Origin of the sequence: Pseudoalteromonas sp. MT33b, assembly GCF_014117385.1 — a bacterium.
GTDB classification, from domain to species: Bacteria; Pseudomonadota; Gammaproteobacteria; order Enterobacterales; family Alteromonadaceae; genus Pseudoalteromonas; species Pseudoalteromonas lipolytica.
In genome coordinates, this window is record NZ_CP059832.1 from 781,624 (window position 1) to 803,822 (window position 22,199).

At 41.3% G+C, this 22,199-nt stretch carries 17 protein-coding genes; 12 read left to right on the forward strand and 5 right to left on the reverse strand.

Features of this window, described 5'->3' with window-relative positions; translation table 11 throughout:
• The first annotated feature begins 178 nt into the window (after positions 1–178).
• Positions 179–1,189: an alcohol dehydrogenase AdhP gene (gene adhP / locus H3302_RS19390; RefSeq protein WP_118844899.1), complete on the forward strand. Its 1,011-nt coding sequence runs from the start codon at positions 179–181 to the stop codon at positions 1,187–1,189.
• Positions 1,190–1,260: 71 nt separating this feature from the next.
• On the opposite strand, the gene H3302_RS19395 is transcribed toward adhP, so the two are convergent.
• Both H3302_RS19395 and H3302_RS19400 read right to left on the reverse strand, forming a co-directional pair.
• Positions 1,261–3,672 (reverse strand): TonB-dependent siderophore receptor, encoded by a 2,412-nt coding sequence (locus H3302_RS19395; protein WP_182396550.1) that lies wholly within the window; start codon positions 3,670–3,672, stop codon positions 1,261–1,263.
• A 194-nt stretch (positions 3,673–3,866) separates the two neighbouring features.
• Complete coding sequence (locus tag H3302_RS19400; protein WP_182396551.1) at positions 3,867–5,135, reverse strand: amidohydrolase family protein; 1,269 nt, start codon at positions 5,133–5,135, stop codon at positions 3,867–3,869.
• Between the two features lie 147 nt (positions 5,136–5,282).
• On the opposite strand from H3302_RS19400, the gene H3302_RS19405 reads away from it, so the two are divergent.
• The 3 genes from H3302_RS19405 (at position 5,283) to H3302_RS19415 (ending at position 8,203) form a co-directional block, all read left to right on the forward strand.
• A complete protein-coding gene (locus H3302_RS19405; protein WP_182396552.1) occupies positions 5,283–7,106 on the forward strand; it encodes a DUF885 family protein in 1,824 nt (607 codons plus the stop codon).
• A gap of 78 nt (positions 7,107–7,184) precedes the next feature.
• Positions 7,185–7,682 (forward strand): YcgN family cysteine cluster protein, encoded by a 498-nt coding sequence (locus tag H3302_RS19410; protein WP_065979069.1) that lies wholly within the window; start codon positions 7,185–7,187, stop codon positions 7,680–7,682.
• The gene (locus H3302_RS19415; protein WP_036971908.1) at positions 7,682–8,203 is read left to right on the forward strand and encodes an RNA methyltransferase; all 522 of its coding nucleotides are present in this window, start codon (positions 7,682–7,684) and stop codon (positions 8,201–8,203) included. Before H3302_RS19410 ends, H3302_RS19415 begins: the two co-directional genes overlap by 1 nt.
• 30 nt (positions 8,204–8,233) lie before the next feature.
• Here the strand turns inward: H3302_RS19415 and H3302_RS19420 are convergent, their stop codons facing one another.
• Complete coding sequence (locus tag H3302_RS19420) at positions 8,234–9,970, reverse strand: hypothetical protein (protein WP_182396553.1); 1,737 nt, start codon at positions 9,968–9,970, stop codon at positions 8,234–8,236.
• 182 nt (positions 9,971–10,152) lie between these two features.
• Between H3302_RS19420 and H3302_RS19425 the strand changes: the two genes are divergently transcribed.
• A complete protein-coding gene (locus H3302_RS19425; RefSeq protein WP_259369909.1) occupies positions 10,153–11,847 on the forward strand; it encodes a M1 family metallopeptidase in 1,695 nt (564 codons plus the stop codon).
• Positions 11,848–11,894: 47 nt separating this feature from the next.
• Here the strand turns inward: H3302_RS19425 and H3302_RS19430 are convergent, their stop codons facing one another.
• Both H3302_RS19430 and H3302_RS19435 read right to left on the reverse strand, forming a co-directional pair.
• Positions 11,895–12,848 carry a carbohydrate kinase gene (locus H3302_RS19430; RefSeq protein ID WP_036971904.1) on the reverse strand — a complete coding sequence of 318 codons (954 nt, stop codon included), beginning with the start codon at positions 12,846–12,848 and terminating at the stop codon, positions 11,895–11,897.
• Positions 12,848–14,065: an AGE family epimerase/isomerase gene (locus H3302_RS19435; RefSeq protein WP_182396555.1), complete on the reverse strand. Its 1,218-nt coding sequence runs from the start codon at positions 14,063–14,065 to the stop codon at positions 12,848–12,850. The genes H3302_RS19430 and H3302_RS19435 overlap by 1 nt, the downstream gene beginning before the upstream one ends.
• Before the next feature lie 137 nt (positions 14,066–14,202).
• On the opposite strand from H3302_RS19435, the gene H3302_RS19440 reads away from it, so the two are divergent.
• The 7 genes from H3302_RS19440 (at position 14,203) to H3302_RS19470 (ending at position 22,170) form a co-directional block, all read left to right on the forward strand.
• The gene (locus H3302_RS19440) at positions 14,203–15,474 is read left to right on the forward strand and encodes a sugar MFS transporter (RefSeq protein WP_065979074.1); all 1,272 of its coding nucleotides are present in this window, start codon (positions 14,203–14,205) and stop codon (positions 15,472–15,474) included.
• A 329-nt stretch (positions 15,475–15,803) separates the two neighbouring features.
• Positions 15,804–17,693, forward strand: coding sequence for a methyl-accepting chemotaxis protein (locus tag H3302_RS19445; RefSeq protein ID WP_182396556.1), 1,890 nt, complete (start codon positions 15,804–15,806; stop codon positions 17,691–17,693).
• 14 nt (positions 17,694–17,707) lie between these two features.
• On the forward strand, positions 17,708–18,787 hold the full coding sequence (locus H3302_RS19450; protein WP_259369910.1) for a GGDEF domain-containing protein: 1,080 nt from the start codon (positions 17,708–17,710) through the stop codon (positions 18,785–18,787).
• Positions 18,788–19,393 carry a DsbA family protein gene (locus H3302_RS19455; protein WP_182396557.1) on the forward strand — a complete coding sequence of 202 codons (606 nt, stop codon included), beginning with the start codon at positions 18,788–18,790 and terminating at the stop codon, positions 19,391–19,393. It abuts the gene before it with no gap.
• Positions 19,394–19,740: 347 nt separating this feature from the next.
• Positions 19,741–20,103: a GFA family protein gene (locus H3302_RS19460; RefSeq protein WP_182396558.1), complete on the forward strand. Its 363-nt coding sequence runs from the start codon at positions 19,741–19,743 to the stop codon at positions 20,101–20,103.
• A 126-nt stretch (positions 20,104–20,229) separates the two neighbouring features.
• Entirely contained in the window at positions 20,230–21,147 is a 918-nt protein-coding gene (locus tag H3302_RS19465; RefSeq protein WP_182396559.1) for a DUF5700 domain-containing putative Zn-dependent protease, read from the forward strand.
• Between the two features lie 555 nt (positions 21,148–21,702).
• Positions 21,703–22,170: a hypothetical protein gene (locus H3302_RS19470; protein ID WP_182396560.1), complete on the forward strand. Its 468-nt coding sequence runs from the start codon at positions 21,703–21,705 to the stop codon at positions 22,168–22,170.
• Positions 22,171–22,199 lie beyond the last annotated feature (29 nt).

Consider the following 22,199-nt stretch of genomic DNA (forward strand, 5'->3'; position numbering starts at 1 on the left):
TATTGATTGTATTGCGACTAAAGTTTGAGTTGTCACCAATGCAGGTATATCTAGCTGAATGTATTAATTTATTTTTATAACTCCAGTAAAAATGTATGGCTTGATGTGGATCAATAACAGTGACAATTAATCTGTTTATCGTATACGCTGAAACCCAATAATACCATGGAGGAACGTTATGAAAGCCGCAGTAAATAAAGAGTACAAAGGTAAATTAAGCATCGAAGATATCCCATGTCCAGACATTGGTGTCAACGATGTACTTGTCAAAATTGCCGCGTGTGGTGTGTGCCACACTGATTTACATGCATGTCATGGGGATTGGCCTGTAAAACCTAAAATGCCATTGGTGCCTGGTCACGAAGGGGTCGGAACTATCGAAAAAGTGGGTGACAATATTAAACATTTAGCCGTGGGTGACCGTGTTGGGGTGCCTTGGCTTTACAGTGCCTGTGGCCACTGTGAGTTTTGCTTAGAAGGCAAAGAAACATTATGTCTTGAGCAGCACAACACAGGTTATTCGGTAGATGGTGGTTACGCCGAGTACTGTGTAGCTCATGGCGATTATGTGGTTAAAATTCCTGACGGATTAGGTTTTTCAGAAGCAGCACCTTTGTTTTGTGCAGGGGTCACAACCTATAAAGCACTCAAAGTAACAGGTGCTAAAGCCGGTGACTGGGTGGCCATTGTTGGTGTGGGCGGTTTAGGTCATTTAGCCGTGCAATATGCAAAAGCAATGGGTTTTAATGTGATTGCAGTTGATACGGGTGAAAGCAAACTGAATCTTGCCAAAGAACTCGGTGCAGACATTACCATTGATTTTATGAAGCAAGTACCAAGCGAGACTATCTTTGAGCAAGTCGGTGGTGCGCATGGAGTAGTGTGTACTGCGGTATCAAAACCAGGTTTTGAGCAAGCTTATAAAAGTGTGCGCCGTGGCGGTAAATGCGTGCTTGTAGGCTTACCCCCAGAAGACATGCCATTGCCTATTTTTGATACGGTACTGAACGGTGTATCGGTAGTTGGCTCAATAGTGGGCACGCGTAAAGATTTACAAGAGTGTCTCGACTTTGCCGCAAAAGGCAAAGTTAAAGCCATTATTGAAGAAAAACGCCTCGAAGATATCAATGAGATTTTTGACGACATGCTAAAAGGCGATATTACGGGTCGTATCGTGATGACGTTTTAATAACGAGTGAGCCGTTATTAAACAAGCGCGACTACGTTGGGTCGCGCTTGTTTAGTTTTACCGGTAACTACTTATAACGTATAGCTAAACGTTAATTTAGCATTACGTTCTTCTCCTGGCATACCACCTAAGAACATTGCTTTTGAGTAATACGTTTTGTTAAACAAATTGTTTAAGTTTAACTGTAGTTTCCACTCATCTGTTTGGTATTGAATTGCGGCGTCGTAAACTGTGTAGCTAGGTACGTAACCATCTGGAATACCAAACGAGGTTGAATGTGTACTGCGGTCATCAACATATTGAATCCCTGCACTTATCGTTAGTGGCTGAGCTAAATTAAACCACTGAGCATCGTAGCTTAACCAACTACTTGCCGTGACATAAGGTACCCCTTTTTGACGCGAATCAAAGCTTGATGAATTTGGGTTCTGCTTATCACGGGCATCCTGATAGACACCATTGATGTTAAGTTGCCATTGCTCATTTAAATCCGCATTTAAATCAAGCTCAACACCTTTTGTTTGCTCTTCACCATCATAAAAGCTCTTTGGTATAGAAGCATCAGACACGCCGGCTTCATAATCTGGGTTTGCATACTCTAGGTTGGTACGGGCACTGTCAAAAATGACCAATGATGCCAATAGTTGATCATCAAAGGCCTTTACACGCATGCCAATATCGTTACTGATAGACTCGGCATCATCACGGTCAGCTTCGTTACCCGTTACACTACCTAACACGCTATACGCTGTGCGGCCTTTCGAGTGATTTACAAAGAACGAAATGTCGTCGTTTAGTTTATATGTCGCACCTAGGTTGTAGGTCATACCGCTGTCTGAAGTATCTGCTTCTGGTGTTGGCTCTGCGGCGCTTGCACGGTAACGAGGGTCAACGCCAAAATGCTGATAACTTTGTTTAATGCGATTAAACGCGACACCCACACGCGTTGTAAAGGTGTCATGAATATAGGCAACATGCTGAATACCGACTCCCCACGCTTGCACTTCTTTGTTGTAATCGCTGGTCTTTAGAGGATCGTAATCAGCAAAACTTCCCGCGCCCCAATTTGGCGTTCGAATATCAAAAATATACGGGAGTTGGCCTTGGTAAATAACCTCGCCTTGTTTATTTTTAATGACCTGATCGGCATCATAAATAGAGTATTGTTTGAAACGAATATCACGGTCTTCGTAGTTGGCGTTAACGAGTAATTCGTTATCGATACCCGCAAAACTAAAGTCATAACGAAGATCTGCAAAGTATTGCCATGATTTTTCGTCTGCTTGCACTTGGCGATACTCTTGGCGACGCGCAGCAAAGGGATAAAGCACGTCATCAACAACTAACGGGGCGCGAGGGTCGGCATTGATCACACCATTACGATTCCAATACACATAGTTATACGCTCCAGTTTGACGCGCAAAACTTGATTCATAATTTCGGTATTGTAATTGCTGATTTAAAAATAAATTATCAGTAATAAAGTAGTTATGCGTTAACTTAAAGCGCAGTTCTTCGCCTTCGTTATCATTGGCCATCGGCGAAATAATGCCATTATGACCGAAGGTATACGGTGTTAGGCCATCATTTGCTGCGAGTGAATCTGCTAATTGCTGGCGTTGCTGATCTGTTAGTTGCAGTCCTTTTGCCGTTGCATCGTTAACTAAATCAGCAGCGGTGACTTCGCCAGCCGTTTTACCATTTACAGAGTCACTGTTAAAAATACGAATAGGGTGGCCAATCGAGTCAACAGCAATGGCGTCTTTGATATAAGCACCTGAAAGCATTATGTCTTGTTTGTCGCTAAGCACATATTTCAACGCCGCGTAAATTTCGTCCCGGTCATCTTTTAAATCGCGATAGCCGTCACTGCGCGCTGTTTTTGCATTCACTCGGTACGCTAAATTATCCGTTAAAGCAGCTGTGCTATCAAAGCCCAACACATAGCTGTCCCATTGGCCAAGTTCGGCACTAACGGTGTGTTTTTCAGTGAATTGTGGTTTCTTTTCAATAAGGTTGATAACACCACCGGCACTGCCCATTCCATACAAACCTGTGGCAGGGCCTTTAAGTACTTCAACCGATTCTACGTTAGTCATAGAGCGGGTAGGGTTAAAGGTGTTACCAAGGCCTGCACCACCGTACATGCCATCGTAGGTGTAGTTTGCGCCTAAACCACGGATCACTAAGTTGTCACCAATGCCATAATTATTACCCGCTTGCGTTACACCGCTGATGTTACGTACCAAATCTTGTAAATTTGTGGCGCCTTGTGAATTTATAAGCGCTTGATCAACCACCACCACGGGGGCTGGTGTTTCCATTAAGGTCATGTTTGATTTTGTCGCAAGACCAGACTCGAGCACCACGCGATTTTGTTTGTCGTAGACGGTAATCCGTTCAACATCGTTTAAATCATTAGCGTTAACTGAAAAAGCGCTGATACAAGCAAGGGTTAAAACAGAGTATTTGTAAGTTGTCATTATAGAAAAGAAGTTAAAAATTTTCGGTAATGATAATGCGAGTGGTTTTCATTTCAAGTGTTATTTATCTAAAACGGGTAAATAATCGGTTTAGATACAATCAAATAACATCTTATAAATACTTGGTTAACTTTTTGCTGGTAACAACAAGGAGAGGTGCTGGTTTCAATAAAATGAAACCAGCAAATTGGTGATTACTTATAAACAATGCCGTCTTTCATAACAAATTGCACGTTTTCAAGTACGGCAATGTTTTCAAGAGGATTTCCTTTTACGGCAATAATATCGGCTAAAAAGCCGTTTTTAATTTGGCCAAGTTTATCATCAACTTTCAGTAGCTTAGCACTATTAATGGTTGCTGATTGCAGTGCTTGCAATGGTGTCATACCAAATTCAACCATACGTGAAAATTGCTTCGCGTTATCGCCATGTGGGTAAATTGCAGCGTCGGTACCGAACACCATGTTCACACCCGCTTTAACGGCGCGACTAAAGCTCTCACGTTGTTTTTTAGATACTTGACGCTCTTTATTTAGGTTTTCTTCATCAACACCGTTTTGCTCGCCAAAGGTCAGCGTGTATTCGGTATTATAAATATCCATTGAGAACCACGTACCGTGTTTTTTTGCAAGCTTAATTGCTTCGTCATCCACAAAGCTTACGTGTTCTACACTATCAACACCCGCTACAATGGCAGCTTTAATACCACTGGTGCCGTGAGCATGGGCAGCTACGGTTAAACCGCGCAAATGAGCTTCATCAACAATTGCATTCATTTCATCTTGCGTATATTGCTGAATACCCACTTTAGTACCTTTAGAGAAAACACCACCTGTGGCACAAAATTTAATGGCATTCGCACCGTATTTAATGTTTTCACGTACCTTAGCACGGGCAGACCAAGGACCATCTGCAACACCTTCTGCGGTGTATTTCATTTCAGGTGGTAAACGGTTGTTATCACAATGGCCGCCAGTAACCCCGAGTGATGGGCCCGCAGCCCAAATACGTGGTCCGACAATATCACCTTCGTTAATACCGTCGCGCACCGCAATAACGCTATACCCTTCTGCGCCTAAATTACGTAATGAAGTAAAACCAGCATACAGTGTTTTTTCGGCAAAATGGGCGGCTTTAATCGCTTTGCGCGGCACAGATTGACCAATTCGTGCACTACGAGGCACTGTAGGGTCGCTGGTCAAATGTACATGCATGTCCATTAAACCAGGCACAAGTGTAAGATCTAATAATTGAATATGCTTATCGCCATCTTTTAAGCTAGGCTGTGTATTCGTCTGTACAGCCGTTATCTGACCGTTTTCTATACTGATTAGTGGTGATTTAATCAATTTTCCTGAATTTACATCGACCATGGCTTTTGCCGATACGTAGGTTGTGGCGTAGGTATTTACAGAGGCTAAGCAGGCAAAACCTAAGCTAATCGCGAGAACTGTTTTTTTCATTTTTATTCAATATTGGTAAGTCGAAGTTTCACTTTACCAATCACGTTAGTGTGTGTAAATAAAGTGCGATAAGTTGCAGCGATACTTGCTAAACAGGGCGCTAAACCCGCATAATTTACGGGTACTTAATTTAAGGGCAGGGAAAGAATGAAAAACATAAAATTAGCACTACTTAGTTCAGCAGTGATGCTCGCATTAATGGGTTGTAATGAATCAACGCCAAAAAGCGAAACAACACCTACAACAGCAGCACAACCATCTGTAAAAACAGAATCAGCCAGCGCACAGCTGGATACATTACTGACCAATTATTTTGAAGACGGTTTACAATTCAACCCGATTGGTGGCACTTATATTGGCCGAAACGAGTTTAACGACGATTTTATTGCTCCGATCAATGAAGCCAATCGCAATGAGCAGCTTAACTTCATTAAAGAATATAAAAACAAACTGGCAAATATTGATAAGGCACAATTAACAGGCCAGTCTTTACTAAGCTATGAAATACTCGCTCGAGACTTGGATTTGGCTATTGAAGGGTCACAATTCCCAAGTCACTTAATGCCCATAAATCAAATGGGCGGCGCGCATAACACTTTTGCCGCGTTAGGGTCTGGGCAAAGCGCACAGCCTTTTAATACCGTTGAAGACTATAAAGCATTTGAAAAACGTGCAGATGGCTTTATCGCTTGGTTAGAGAGCGTTGAGCAATCAATGCGCCAAGGCATGAAAGACAAGGTGGTACTTCCTAAACCGCTTGCTGAAAAACTATTACCTCAATTTCAAACACATATCGTAGAAAAACCAGAAGAGTCATTATTCTGGGGGCCGATTGCTCAGTTACCTGAGTCATTCAGCGACGAACAAAAAGCAGAGCTGACAAGTGCATACACCGCGATGATCAGTGAGCGTTTAGTGCCTGCGTATCAAAAAATGGCTGATTTCTTAGCGAACGAGTATATTCCAAACGCACGAGAAAGTATTGGTTACAGCGACTTACCAAATGGTAAAGCATGGTATGAGTATCAAATTAAGCAGCATACAACACTGAGCCTAAACGCTGATGAAATTCATGACATTGGTTTAAGTGAAGTATCACGCATTTTAACTGAGATGAAAAAAGTAAAAGAAACCGTTGGTTTTAAAGGGGATTTAAAAGCGTTTTTTGAACACCTTCGAACCTCTGATGAGTTTTACTACGACACCCCAGAAGCGCTGATTGCGGCTTATGAAGAAGTGAAAGAAAAAATTGACGCAAAGCTGCCGCAAATGTTTGATATTGCGCCGAAAGCGCCTTACGTTGTAAAAGCCGTTGAAGATTTCCGCGCAGAATCTGCTGCGGGGGCATCGTATCAATCACCTGCGCCAGATGGCTCACGTCCGGGTATTTTTTACATCAATACGTTTAACTTAAAAGCACAGCCTAAGTTTTTACTTGAAACCTTATCAATTCATGAAGCGGCACCAGGACATCATTTCCAAATTGCGCTACAACAAGAAATTGAAGGCTTACCGCTGTTTCGTAAATTTGGTGGGTACACCGTGTTTGCTGAGGGCTGGGCACTTTATGCAGAAAGCCTAGGTAAAGAGTTAGGTTTATTTACCGACCCTTACATGTGGTATGGCCGTTTATCTGACGAACAACTGCGAGCAATGCGCTTAGTACTCGACACGGGTTTCCACGCAAAAGGCTGGACTCGTCAGCAAGGTATTGATTACATGCTTGCGAATTCGTCGATGGCTGAAAGTGATATTATCGCTGAGGTTGAGCGCTATATCGCATGGCCAGGCCAAGCACTGTCTTACAAGTTAGGTCAGTTTAAAATTCAAGAACTACGCGATTATTGTAAGAAAGAACTGGGTGATAAGTTCGATATTAAAGCGTTCCACACGCAAATTCTGATCGATGGTGCATTACCGATGCCGATTCTTGAAGAGAAAATTAAGCGTTGGGTTAGCGAGCAAAAGTAATAGCTCTAGCACTCTAAACTTTGCGCGCATGCTGGCTTTAAGCTAGAATGCGCGCTGTTAGGGGCTTTGAGTAATACCATGTTAGAAGATAAATTTTGGCTTAAGCGCTCGCTTGAGCAAATGTCACGAGAAGAGTGGGAAGCCATTTGTGACGGCTGTGGTAAATGTTGTTTAAACACATTTATTGACAGCGAAGACGAAGATGAATTCGCCGCAACAGATCAACTTCGCGAAGGTGAAGAGCTTATTTTCACGAATATCGTATGCCAATACCTTGATAACGATAGCTGTGGCTGTAGTGAGTATGCTAATCGTCAAACTCTCGTGCCTTCATGTGTTAAGCTCACCAAAGAAAACCTAAAAGATATCTTCTTTATGCCACAAAGTTGCAGCTACCGTCGTTTGCATGAAGGCCGTGGTCTTGCGTCTTGGCACCCACTGCTCCATGGTGGTAGCAAAGAAATGATGCACCAATTAGGTATTTCGGTGCGTGATAAAACGATAAAAGACTGTCATGTTGACCTCGACGACTTTGATTTATATGTTGCTGAATGGCCAACCATGGACATCGATTAATGACTACGCTAAAAGCATCGATTGGCCTTATAAACCCCAAAAGCCCAACCAACGTTGGCGGTGTATTACGCGCCGCAGGATGTTACGACGCCCAGCAGGTTTTTTTTACCGGCAGCCGTTATCTGCGTGCGAATAAGTACCACACTGATACCAAAAATGTGCTTGAGCATATCCCACTGACGCAAGTTGAAAGCCTTGAGCAAGCGAAGCCAGAAGGCGCAACAACGGTAGTGATAGAGCTTGTAGAAGGCGCCACGCCATTACCCGAATTTAAGCACCCAGAAAATGCGTTTTATGTGTTTGGCCCCGAAGATGGTTCGGTCAGTAAAGACGTGCTGACATGGTGTGATGAAGTGGTTTATGTGCCTACCATTGGCTGCATGAATTTAGCTGCTACGTGTAATGTTGTGCTGTATGACAGGTTAGCCAAACTGGGTGGCATTGAAAGCTCAGACACGACTATTTTTAGCAGCCGCGATACTAATAACTCTTTAAAATGGCAGCAACAAAAAGAGCGCTAATGCGCTCTTCTCATTTATCAGTTTAAGCGATTACTTTTTAGTAATTTGCACGTTACTTTCAAGTCCTATGCCGTTGTCAGTAATGTCTGTGGCAAAATAGACACCTACGGGTTGGTCACGCAGGGCTTCAAGTTCAGCCATTTCTTCATTGGTTAACTGACCTGTTGCAGCAATCGTATCAAGTAACGGTAAAAGGATTTTTTGGATATCAAACGCCATATTCACAAACCCATTTTTTGTGACACTTTGCGCGTCTAATTCGTTTGCAATACGTGCAGATTGATCACCCGTAAAAATCACGATGTGATTACCTTTCATCGCCATTTTAATGTCAAAATTAAGCGGGACAGGCGAAGGAATATATTCATTAATGACTACAGCATCACCATTGGCCGGCAGTTTTATATTTGCAAGTGGTGGAACAAACCCCTGCGCAATTGAATATAAACCGTGTGCATCAGTGGCTGATAAAGTCACTAGAGCATCGAGGCTTTCAACTTGTGGGCCTTGAGTGTCATCAAGCGTAAATTTGGCATCTTGTACGCTTAAACTCATTCCTTGAACGCCATTTGCAAAACCCGAGACCATAGCAAGCCCTGCAGTGCTGACATCACGCATTTCATTTTGTAGAGCGACAATCGGGCCACAGTTAAATTCGGCTGACTTCAATGCGCCAGTCAATGTATTGGCGAGTGGCAGTACTTTTGCAACATCAATCCCGTAAGCAACACTGAGCATTTGACCATCAAGCTGCGTGGTGTGTTTTGGCACAAAGCCACGCACGGCCTGCAGAGTATTTAGTAAGTCTTGGTCGGTACTTTGTAATACGGCTTTAACATCGAAATCGGCATAATCAGCTGTAATACGCGATTTTGTGGTACCCGATACGGTTGCGGGCCATTTTTGAGCAATGTAAGCGATATCAGCTTGACACTCGGGTGTTGAAATTGCGTCTAATGCATTGGCTTGCTGGGCTTTGTTGAGAAGTTCTGTGAGCATTTGGTGCAAACGCGAGTCTTCTTTACCCGTAATTGCATTGGCAATATGTTGGTGATCAACATAGCCAACTGAGTTGCCATCAAGTGAAAAAGTGCTAATTAACTCAGGCAGCTTTTTAGTATCAGCGAGTGACTTAGCTGGTTTTTCTATTCCAAGGGCAATGCGTAAGTCTTGATTGTTCGAAAGAGGGGTTGCTAGAGTTAATGTCGCCCAGTTGTTATGCGTCGACGCAATCAGGTCGATATTATCTAAGCCTTCAAGGCTAATGTTAAACCGTGTGTAGTCTACACCATCAAGTGTTTCGCTTGTGTAAGCAATACCTGCTTCGTCGGCAGATTGCTTAATGCTATTAATAATACTGCTTTGGTCAGCGACTTCAAAACGAACAATTGGCATTAAACCTTGCGCATACATCATTCCTTTATAGTCATCGCCAAACCCCCACATTGATTTAAACGCATCATAAGAGCTTAAAGACTGTTGATACTTTTCCATTAACGAAGCAAGAAACACAGCGTTTGGATCGCTGGTTTGTTTTAGCTCAGCAATAATAGGGGTGAAGTCGTTGGTGCCTTTCATTGCATCAGGCATAAGTGCAAAGTATTTGCTATACGGGAATGGCTTTAATTGGCCGTAAAACACGGCAGTATCTGCTGGCACATAGGCAAGCTCAGGTAAATCTACATCAACACTGGCTTTATTTTGTGAATACAACACCGCACCTGCAACAATTGCAACAGCACCAACAGCAAGAAGCTTATTATTCATAGCTTGAATTCCTTTTTCTTTAATTAGTTAAAAAACATACCATGATTACAAACCCTTCACCATATTTGCTTAATCAACAATGATAAGATTTTTGTAACAGGGTAATTCAACGCAAATCGCTGTATTACCTGTAAAGCTATGCGATAAAAGAAATAATAAAAATAATGAATGGAGAAGGTGTTTTGCAGGGTATTAATTTAATTAAATCAACAGCTGCTGCTGTTATAAGTGCAATTTTAGTGGGGTGCAGTACAAACCCATTACCCCTAGACCCTGTTATTGGTGACACAGGACAAGCGCTATCAGAGATTGCTATTAAGACTGATGTAACACATTACGATTTAGCACTTGAAGTCATACCAAATAAGAAACGATTAAAGGGGCTATCAAAAACCGACTTTACAATTTTAGCACCCACTCAGTTTGTCGAACTTAAACTGGATAGCCGATTTACTATTACCGCGATTACCTCACAAGATAAGCCACTTAACTTTAAACGAAATCAAGGTGTGATCACCATTGATTTAGGTGAACAAAAAGCGCCAGGGAGTGTCGCTACTGTGTCCGTTGCTTATGAAGGGCAACCACACATTGCTAAAAATGCACCATGGGATGGGGGTTTTGTTTTTTCACAAACCGAATCGGGTGAGCCATGGATTGCAACGGCAGTGCAAGGGGAAGGGTGTGACTTGTTCTGGCCTTGCAAAGATCATTTTGCAGACAAAGCCGATAGCATGCGTATTCGTTTAACTGTGCCAAATGGTTTAAGTGCAGTGAGTAATGGTGTACTGCAAAATATCACGCAACTGAGTGATAATAAGCAACAATTCGATTGGTTATTATCGGTGCCAGCAAGTGATTACAATATTGCGATTAATATTGGGCCCTATACGCGTATTAAAACAGAGTATACCAGTGTGAATGGCGCGACGGTGCCTATTGAGTTTTGGTCTCTCACACAAAATGAGCAAAAAGCACGCGAGCTTATCGACAATGATTTACGCCAGCAGGTGACGTTTTTTGAGAAAATGCTCGGACCCTATCCTTGGGGCGGTGAAAAGTTAGGCTTTGTTGAAACGCCACACTTAGGCATGGAGCATCAAACAGTCAATGCGTATGGCAAAAAGTATGCGCGTGATCCCAATGGATATGATTGGTTATTACAGCATGAGCTTGCCCATGAATGGTTTGGCAATTTAATGACCCACGAAAAGCTTAATGATGCATGGCTTCATGAGGGGTTTGGTTTTTATATGCAACCCAGTTACAGCTTATATAAATTTGGTGACGCAGCCTACAATCACAGTATGTATAAAGCCTATTTAGGTCTTAAAAACTGTGCGCCAGTTGTGCTTGAAGGTCAAATTACATCTGACCAAGCGTTTAACTCTGATATTTATGGTAAGGGTGGCTGGACACTGCATACTCTTCGCTGGCTTGTGGGTGAAGACGTATTTTGGCAAGCAACACGAGAGCTGCTTTACGGTGTGAATAACACCGCATCGTTAACCTACCCAATTGCGCCTCGTTATCGCAACACCGACGAGTTTATTAGCATTGTTAATCGTTTAACAGGTAAAGACTATCAATGGTTTTTTGATGTGTATCTAAAGCAGGCTGAATTACCTGAGCTTGAAGTAACACAAACACCACATAACATTTCGTTAAGTTGGAATACAGCCTCGTTAAAAGGGAATAAGTTTCCGATGCCGATCCCTGTGGAAATTAATGGAGAGTCGAACACCTATTACCCTAAAGAGGGTCGTATAAATATTGCTATTCAGCAAGGAGACCATGTTGTTATTGATCCGCAAATGAAAGTGCTTAGGTATTTACCGATTATAGACAAATGCTCGAATGAAGAGTCAAAGTTGTAACGAAGAAAATGAACACGGCATGTGTGATTGCCGTGTTCACTGTTAATTTAGGCTAAGTCTGCTGCACTTGGCAATGACGCAAATGCGCCATAGCGACTCACTGCAAAAGCGCCCGCTTTGGCGGCGTAAGCAATCGTCTCTTCGATATTGCTTTGCGTTTGGCAAAACTCTTTAAAACGTTGCTTATTTTCACAGTGCTGGCCAATCTTTGACAGCATACCACCAATAAAGGCATCGCCTGCGGCAGTGGTATCAACAACGTTGGTGGCTGGTGGGCTTACTTGGCCTTTAAAATCAGCGTGATAAACGTTAATTGCTTCACCGCCATTGGTAACGAGCAAACAGGTTACACCTGCCTTTAAAATGGTATCAATGGTATGTTCAAGTGGCATTGCCTGATGACTTTTTTGATTTAGAAACTCAAGTTCTTCAAATGAAAGTTTTACGATATCTGACAAAGAGATAACATGCCACATTCTATCTAGCGTATGGCGCATGCTTGGCCACAGGTTTTCGCGCAGATTCATGTCAAAACTACAAATTGCACCGGCTTTTTTCGCCTGAGTAAGGCCGTAAATTGTTGTTTGATAGATGTTGTGCTCAGTAAGGCTGTTACTACATACATGCATAATGGCATGTTCAGCAAACATCGAACTGTTAAAGTCATCTACCCGATAAAGTAAATCGGCCGCGGGTGGGCGATAAAAGCTAAATGAACGTTCGCCGCTTTCATCTAGTGAAACAAAGGCGAGTGCTGTTTTAGCGGCATCGGTAAATTGGCAATAATCGGTGTTAACGCCATGCTGTGCCAGCTCATCTTTTATAAAGTGTCCAAACATATCATCGCCAAGCATGCCACAAAAACTGGTTTTTAATCCTAGCTTTGCTGCTGCAACAGCCACGTTAGCAGGCGCACCACCTGCATATTTGGTAAATGATTCAGGCTGTTTGCCGTCAGACAAAAAGTCAATTAGCGCTTCGCCAAAACACACTAAGCTCATTATGTATTCCTCAATGTTATTACTTTTAATACTTCGTAGCAGGCACCCATTGTGTGGTAATCGGTTTTTCCCGCAGGTGATTTTTCGTCACTGTATGCCTGATTGTTTGCTGATAAAATTCTAAACCATGCCCCATACTGATGATCTACCATATGTTGCCAACTGTATTGCCAAATTTTCTCATACCAAAGCCAATATGTATCATCGTGTGTAGCATCAGCGAGTAGGGCGGCAGCGGCCAATGATTCGGCCTGAACCCAAAAGTATTTATCGCTGTCGCAAATCTGTTTATCTGGCGCAAAACCATAAAAAATACCGCCGTGCTCGTTATCCCATGCAATAGCCAATGTGTCATCAAATAACGTTTTAGCTCGCTCAACTAGCCAAGGTAATTCAACATGGCGATTTAAAATCAGTAACAGTTTAGCCCATTCAGTTTGGTGGCCTGGTTGAAACCCCCACGGTCTAAATAAATGGCGAGGGTCATCTTTATTGTAATCAAAGTCGAGCTGCCAATCTTGATGGTAATGCTCCCATACAAAATACTGACTTTTTGCCGCCAACTTTAGTGTGAATGTCTGTGCTAACAGCAGCGCGCGGTCTAAATAGTGGTGCTGATTAGTGGCTTCAAAACACATCAAAAGTGCTTCGCATAGGTGCATATTGGCATTTTGACCGCGGTAAGTGTCGGCTTGACTAAAATCGGCAGTGTATTCGTCTAAATAGGCATTATTTTTGGCATCAAAATAATGGGTTTCAAGTAAATTCCATACTTGCGAAATGGTATTTTCACACTCGCTGATGCCAGCTTTTAATGCGACTGCATTTGCAAGCAATACAAACGCAAGACCATAGCAATGATTCGTGTCATCTAAAATGGTGACCTTGCCTTCGTTGGTTTGTTTTAACAGCCACGCATACCCCCCAGATTTTTGCTTATGCACACGCTCAAGGTGGGCTAAGCCATGGTGTGTTAGTCTGAGGTATTCAGGCTCTTTAAAATGCAAATAGGCCATTGCATAATTAAAAACAAAGCGAGTACTGGACACCAAATGACGGGTTTCTTTGTCATAAATCTGACCGTCATCTTTAAAAAATTGATAGAAGCCACCGCAACCATTTGCTGAATTATCAACACAATGCGGATGATAAAAAGCGAGCGTGTCTTTTATGTGCTGCTTTAAGAAATCAGGGCTTTTAAAATCGACAGTATGCATGCTGCCTCCGGTGGTTTTCTTGATTAAAGCAACTATAGCAGGAAATAAATATTTTGGAACGTTCCTATTAAATCTTTGTGCTATTTTTACTTCAATGTGTAGAATCAAGCGTAACTTGTTAACGGAGTGAAAACCACGTGAGTGAAATTAATACAAACCAATCGTTTGTCGCTGAGGGGTCGCAGCAAAATAAAAACTACCTGCTTCCCTTAACGGCAATGACGACCCTGTTCTTTTTATGGGGTTTTATTACAGTTTTAAATGATGTGTTGATCCCGCGCTTAAAAGGCGTCTTTGATTTAACCTATACCGAAGCAATGCTGGTACAGTTTTGCTTTTTTGGCGCCTACTTTATAGTGTCGTTACCAGCCGGTATGTTGGTGAAAAAATTGGGTTATAAGAACGGGGTTCTAACCGGTTTAATCGTTGCGTCAATTGGCTGTATGTTGTTTTACCCTGCTGTTGTAGTGCATGAGTATTGGCTATTTTTAGGTGCGCTTTTTGTACTAGCTGCAGGCATTACAGTGTTACAAGTATCAGCAAACCCTTATGTTGTCGCATTGGGACCTGAGAAAACAGCATCATCTCGCTTAAACCTTGCGCAAGCGCTCAATTCATTAGGCACAACGGTTGGCCCTTATGTTGGGGGGATCTTATTTTTTGGTACCGCGGGCTCATTGGCGGCAAACGCTGCAACGGCTGAGTCTGTTAAGGTTCCATATTTAATGCTAGCAGCAGCGCTGTTAACGATTGCTGTGGTATTTGCGTTCTTTAAATTACCTGTCATTGCCGAGCACACAGAAGAGCAAGACTGCAAAGCAAAAAATCATAGCCTAAAAGAAGCCCCTCATTTAATTATGGGAGTCGTGGGAATTTTTTGTTACGTGGGTGCAGAGGTTTCAATTGGTAGTTTCTTAGTTAATTACTTTGGTGAAGCACATATTGCGGGGCTTGAAGAGCATGCAGCCGCAAGTTTGATTGCGTACTACTGGGGTGGTGCGATGGTGGGCCGCTTTATCGGTTCTGCGGCATTGCAAAAAATAGCCCCTTCTAAAGCGCTGTTCTTTAACGCCATGATGGTTATTGTATTGTTACTTGTTACAATTTTCACAGAAGGTAATGTGGCACTGTACTCTGTGTTGGCGATTGGTTTATTTAACTCAATTATGTTCCCAACCATATTTTCAGTTGCCATTGAAAGCCTAGGTTCATTAACGAGTAAAGGCTCTGGTTGGTTATGTTTAGCTATTGTTGGTGGAGCGCTTGTGCCTTTAGTGCAAGGTGTTGTTGCCGATACCGTTAGTATTCAACAAAGCTTCTTCGTTCCAGTGATTTGCTATGCGTTTATTGCCTGGTATGGCTTGAATGTTGTGCGTCTTGCCGACACGTGGAAAAAACGAATAGGTTAAAGCGGCCTCTTTTTAATAAAAACCCCGCGTTTGAGACGCGGGGTTTTTTTATGCCTGATTAACTTAGCCGCATGACTTTATGAATACGTATTCAGTGATACGTGAACACTCACAACGTAGGAACGTTCCAATAAAGGTGCTGAACTGTGCTGTTGCAATTTGATGTTTGGTTTTCATTATGAGTACACAGAAAGTAATCGATTTTCGTGAAGAAGTGGTTTTAAAAAGCGACGTTTTTATGGTTTTAAGCTAAATTTATAAGACAAAGTGATTTTATTTTGTTAAAAATAAACGGCTAACAACGAAAAATAACAACAAATAGGGTTGCCATGCAAAGCACGCTTAAATTTACCACCAAAGTCACCGTAGCTGCGTCATTAGTATTAGTGATAGTGCTGGGTTTATTCACAATTAATAATTTTATCTCAATGCGAAGCCAAACGCAGGAGCAGCTATCTTTAGTTCTGCAAGAGATCTCTCAATCGGTGTCACAAAATATTGCTAACTGGCTTAATGCCAAACTAGCCATCGTATCTTCTGTGGCGGATACCTACCAATTAGGTGATAGCAAAGCATTGACCTTAACCCAGCTTAGAACGGCAGACAAAGCGGGCAATTTTAAAAATACGTACATTGGTATTTCAGATGGAACGTTTGTACTTAATGATCAATCTGTTGTATTACCGCCAGACTACGACGCAACAACACGCCCTTGGTATAAGCTTGTTGAAAACAAAACGAATACGGCTTTCACCGCGCCATATATTGATGTAACCACAAACGAATTAACTATTTCGGCTGTCGCGCCAATGCAATCAAATGGTGTATTTAGTGGGGTTGCTGGCGCTGATATCGATATGAAAACCATCACTAAAATCGTTAACGAAATTGACTTTTTAGGGTTTGGTTATGGCTTTTTACTGGATAGTGAAGGACGTATTTTAAGTCATCCAGACACGAAATATAATGATAAAAATATGCGTGACCTGTTTGGCAAAAATCTGTCTTTACAGTCAGAGTTTGTTGAAGTGCAAGTTGCGGGCTCAGATAAGCTAGTCTCGTTTACTAAAATAAAAGGCATTAAGAATGTTGATTGGTACTTAGGTGTGGTGATCAACGAAGAGATAGCGTATTCGTCAGTGGCGTCATTTAGAAACATGGCGGCTGTTTACATGCTTATTGGGATTGTTGCGATTGTACTGATGATGCAATTTTTATTGCGTTATTTAATGCGCCCAATGCAGCGCTTAAGCGATGCAATTAAAGACATTGCTCAAGGCGAGGGGGATTTAACACGTCGTCTTGAAATCGAGAATAACGATGAATTTGGCGAATTGAGTCATTACTTTAATGCCTTTATAGAAAAAATTCATAGCTCAATTGAACAAGTAAAAAGTACCACGGTTGAGCTGGAGCGATTAGTTGAAAGCTTAGTAAATCAAACTCAAGGCACACTCGCTATGTACGCTGATCAAACAAAGCGTACAGATAATGTGGCTACGGCAATTAATGAGTTAACTTCAAGTGCAGTAGAGATATCAAACAGTGCTAGTAATGCCTCTAAATTAGCGACAAGTGCAAATAGCCAATCGCTGCAAAGTCAGTCTGCACTCGCAGACAACTTAAATGCAATTAATGCACTGTCACGTAATATGGAGCAAGCACAAAAAACCATTAACAGCTTAGATGCTCATACGGTCAGTATCGGCCAAGTACTCGAAGTGATTAAAGGGGTAAGCGAGCAAACAAATCTACTTGCTTTAAATGCCGCAATAGAGGCTGCCCGAGCGGGTGAAGCGGGTCGAGGGTTTGCCGTTGTTGCAGACGAAGTACGTCAGCTTGCTCATCGTACACAACAATCAACACAAGAGATCGAAGACACCATAACGCAGTTACAACAGGGCTCGGCGTCAGCAGTTGAAGTAATGACTGCCAGTATTAAAGACAGCGAGAAAAGCGTTGAACAAGCGCATATTGCGGGTGACAAAATGGCCGAGGTTACACAGGCAATTGAGTCAATAGATGAAGTAAATCACAGTGTTGCAAATGCAACAACCGAGCAAAATCATGTTATTCAAAGCTTAGATAGTGATATTCATTCAATTAGTGAGTTGTCTAACCAAGGGCAAAGTAACTTAAACAATACCCTCAATGAGTGCACTAAACTTAAAGAGCAGTTTTATGAACTTGAAAAGCTCGTTCTGAAGTTTAAAGTATAAAGGTATTCTCACTTTTGGATCAAAACTGGCTTAGTGCCATTACCTTAAAAAGTGTCGACACGGCGGACAAACAACGCCGTGCCTTCACGTTATTTACCATGGCCTTTTTTGCCATAGCATTAATTACCACATTACTCATTTTGAACTATCAGGTGTATGCCTTACCGCTTACAGTGATGCTGCTAATAAGCGATATAGACATCGTCGGGTGTTTGCTTTATTACTTTCGAACGGGAAATCTCACTGCAATCGCCTGCATTATCTTATTAATTATTATGCTGTTGTGTATCTCACTGGTGTATACCGGAGGTAAAGAAAATACAGCATTGTATTGGCTAATGTTTTATCCGGTTGTTGCCTATGTAACGCTAGGGCTTAAAGTGGGTAGTGTATTTGTGGCCATTATGTACTTAAGCACTACACTTTTGTTGTTTGGTGCTGATGTTGGTCAGGTAAGCTATGGTCATGTTGAAATGACACGATTTTTGGCCTCGTTCACATTGGTTATTTTGTTCTCTGGGATCAGTGAATTTTTCCGTCAAAAAAGCCATCAAAAAATTGCTGATATTACCCTTATTGAAAAGCGTGACGCTTTAACCGACCCACTCACCGGGCTTGCCAATCGTCGCTATATTTATGAGCATATTTGTCCACGCTTAGAATCGGATGCACAAAGTTATTTACCCATGTCGATATTGTTAATTGATCTAGATAACTTTAAATTAGTTAATGATACCTACGGCCATGATTTTGGCGATCAGGTTTTGATTGCCTTTACGTCTATGCTTTTCGATAAGCTACGCACGACCGATATAAAAGCACGCTATGGGGGAGAAGAATTTATAATTTTATTACCCAATACCGAGCTCAAAACAGCCCATCGCGTTGCTGAAAAATTATGTGCCCATGTTGCCGATAAGCGCATAGCTTATGATGTGGGAATGGCCGTGTCTATTACCTGTAGTATTGGTATCGCGAGCTTAAATCACACCAGTCAGTTTAGTAAGGCTGTTAAGCAAGCCGATGATAATCTTTACAAGGCTAAAATGGCAGGGCGCAATACTGTTGTATCCAATAAACAAGAAGACGAGTAAATGGCCAGATTAATATATGTTTACGACCCAATGTGCAGTTGGTGTTGGGGGTACAGAGAAACGTGGTTAAAACTGCAGGCTGCGTTAACCGATAAACTCAGCATTGAGTATAAAGTAGGGGGGCTTGCACCTGATAGCGATGAGCCAATGCCTTTAGACATGCAGCAATTTTTACAGCAAACATGGCATCGAATTGAGCAGCAGCTTGGTACGAAATTTAATCATGATTTTTGGCATACCGCTCAACCACGCCGCTCTACCTATCCAGCATGTCGTGCGGTGCTTGTTGCAAGGCAACACAATAAAGAGCTCGAAATGCTCTTTGCCATTCAAAAAGCCTACTACTTAAACGCACAAAACCCATCTGACATAAGCTCCCTTGCTAATCTCGCAGAGCAAATAGGCTTAGATAAAACAGTCTTTATTAAAGATATTCAAAGTGACGCGATAAATGCGTTATTAATGGCTGAAATAAACGCAGCGCGTTCACTGCCAATCCAAGGCTTTCCTTCTTTAGTGCTAGAAAATAAAGGGGAGTACCATGTAATCCCAGTTAATTACCTTGATTGGGAAGCCAGTTATCAGCAGATCCTTTCGCTTATATAGTCTCAAAGCCAGCTCTTTTGTTTTTTAAGAGGGGGGTCATTTAACGAGGGGGAGTAGGAAAATTTCATATCACTTTTTTGACTAATTATTTATTAGAGTAATCATTTATTTGAGTAATATTGAAACATTCTTCTATTGTTATGGTTTGAGCGCTTGCATAGTTAAAATAACGACCCAATCACTCGTTTTGTGAGTATGGAAAAAGAAGAGCAACCAACTTTTTATATATAGTAATTGGCTAATAACTTTGTTAATAATAAGTCTTGAAGATAATTGAGCTTCAGCGTGGTATAAAAATGACCGACTAGCTCGATATATACCTGTTAGGTATTTAGGAGAATCACGGAATGATCGAAGCAAGTTGTCATTGTGGCAATATTAAAATAGCGGTTCCTGAAATCACGGATACGGTTACAAGTTGTAATTGTTCTACTTGCAGTAAGTATGCATCATTATGGGCTTACTTTTCACCCAAAGACGTTAAATTTACTACGATAGATAATTCTATTGCTTCATATTCTTGGGGTGATAAAACCATTGAATTCCATCACTGTAATAACTGCGGTTGTTTAACTCATTACACACCAACAGAACTTGGCAATAAAGATAAAATGGCTGTCAATTTTCGTTTAGTAAATGCAAATATTCTTAGCGCTCTTAAAATTAGATATTTTGACGGCGCAGATACATGGAAAGAAATAAAGCAGTAAATGCCTAACAAGGCATTTTAAGTTGGACAAATTGTCGTGAACTTTTTGTTCGTGTCTTGCCTATTTTAGCTAACAGCAATTTGCCGCTTAAATGGCGTTAACCTTATCAATAATATGTATAAGATTATGCGAAATTTTTATAAAATCCATCTGCTAACAACACTTTTATTTGGAGTGTTATCATTCAAAACACTTGGCCAAGACCAATCAGCTACCTACGAAATAATTAATCTTGCTGATGATTTTTATTCTGTATATCAGTCAAGCAAAACGTTATCCCCTGAAAAGAGAGCAGAGCAGTTTTCACAATATTTCACCTCTCAGTTTGAGCCTTTCTATAGTAATAAGGGCTTTGTTAAATCTATTGAAAGTTTCAGTGAGATAGAAGACGTATACTTATTAAAAAACAGAGAGTTATCTAAAAATTTAAATGGTAGCATGGACTCGTTTATTGCTACTTTTGCAGATTTCAAATCTGAAACACCAATATATATACTCCATTCGCTCGGTGGCTTTAATGGGGCAACACGTGATTTGAATGGCAAATCTTACTTAATGTTTGGTGTAGATCTGATGGCTAAATACCATAACTGGAAGAATGACACCCCATTTTTTCATCATGAGCTATTTCATGTTTACCATGAAAACTTTTTTCAATGTAATGATGAACTCTGGTGCTCGCTATGGACTGAGGGCTTAGCAACGTACGTGTCACACCAGTTGAATTCGTCTGCGAGTAATGATGAATTGATGTTAAACATACCTGAAAATATGATTAAAAATGTCCGTTCTAGACTGCGTTATTCGCTGACTGATCTAAAAGGAAAATTTTACTCGAAAAATCCTGAAACATACTCTGCATTCTTTAGTTTCAGAAAAGATGAAACAAATTTGCCATACCGCAGAGGTTATTACCTAGGCTACATTTTAGCTAAAGAAATAGGCAAAGATTACAGTTTAGAAGAGTTGGCAAAAATGGAGAAAAAGACCGTAGAGTTATTATTACTAAAAGCACTTGATTCATTAATCGAATTGCAAGGCTAACAAATAGTTAAACTGGGTCTTAAAACAGTTTATTTTGAGTGTCTTACTATTCTAACAAACTATTTTAAGCCCGTTAATGTTGGGTTATAGACTATAGACTCACGCGTTCCTGACCTTTGACCGAGATATATTACTCGTCTTTGCCTCATTATGGGTTAACGCAAATAATCTAAAGATCTGTTTTGAGCGAACTACGGAAGTTACCCAAAGCAGAGCAAGTGAGGTGCTAGGTAGTTGATTTAAATAAATTAGTTAACCAGCTTAATTGCTCAGGCTAGCAACTTTCGTACGCGTAAAAAAGATAATTGCGTATTAAGGCAAATTTAGGTGTAATGAATACATAATAAGCGCTGAGCAATGCAGGGAAAGCTTACTTTACATTATCTAGGACAGTGAGAGCCTCCAAAAGCCTATTTTTTTATAAGTAAAGCCATAGCATAAACAATACCAACTCTGACACACCGAGCAGGTAGCGGCTCAGTCCAATAAGCGATTATGCAACGCACACTATGTGTCGCATAAATACTAAAATGTTAGTCATACATAAGGATCTGCATGAGTGTTGTAGCAAAGGTTAAAAAATCAGCCTGGAATCTTGGCGCTATTCTATTTTTTATATGGTTTGGATTTAAGGCCATTGGGTATGGAATGGATATTCTAGGAGTTGAAGGTCCATCATTCTGCTCATATACCGGCGTAGCAGAATTTCCGTCCCCTAATGGTAAAAAAATTGCGAAGCTTGGTTATTCGGATTGTGGAGCAACAACTAACTGGCAAACTGGAGTAAGCATCGTAGATGTGAAATCAGGCATAGAGTATAATGGATTCTTTGGGTTGGACGGCAAGCCTGAAAATTTAAAAGTGCAATGGACGTCAGATATAGAATTAACTTTTAGTGACTTTCCAGTAGATAAGTTACTTTGGTTCAATCAAGATTATATGTCGGGTGTAAAAGTAAAAGTCGAGGCCAGTATGGCTAACAATCAAATTCATCCGACGCCAAAAAGCGGCGCGGCTGATTAGAGTGCTACCGAATAACTACTCTACCTCAT